Origin of the sequence: Falsihalocynthiibacter sp. S25ZX9 (assembly GCF_041205405.1) — a bacterium.
In the GTDB taxonomy this organism is placed as follows: domain Bacteria; phylum Pseudomonadota; class Alphaproteobacteria; order Rhodobacterales; family Rhodobacteraceae; genus Falsihalocynthiibacter; species Falsihalocynthiibacter arcticus.
Genome location: NZ_JBGFCD010000347.1, coordinates 1 through 279 on the forward strand (window position 1 = coordinate 1; position 279 = coordinate 279).

Annotated in this window: 1 protein-coding gene; it reads left to right on the forward strand. The window is 60.9% G+C overall.

Features of this window, described 5'->3' with window-relative positions; all coding sequences use genetic code 11:
• Nucleotides 1-12: 12 nt before the first annotated feature.
• The coding region (locus AB9F29_RS22530) for an FAD-dependent oxidoreductase (protein WP_369757330.1) at nucleotides 13-279 on the forward strand (267 nt) is incomplete at its 3' end.

Below are 279 nucleotides of genomic sequence, written 5' to 3' on the forward strand. Positions count from 1 at the left end.
CGGACTTTGGCAATGGCAGAAATAACAGTAATGGGGGCGGGCGCGTTTGGCCTGTCTGTCGCCTATGTTTGTGCCAAGGCGGGCGCGAAAGTTCAAGTTGTTGAGCGGGCCTCGGTCGTGGCAGGGGCCAGCGGTGGCTTCGTTGGCGCCCTTGCGCCACATACGCCCGAGCGCTGGGAGGCCAAAAAACAGTTTCAATTCGAAAGCCTCTGTATGGCGCCCGCGTTTTGGCGCTGGGTCGAGGAGGTGTCAGGTTTTGCGACGGGCTATGGCCGCGTT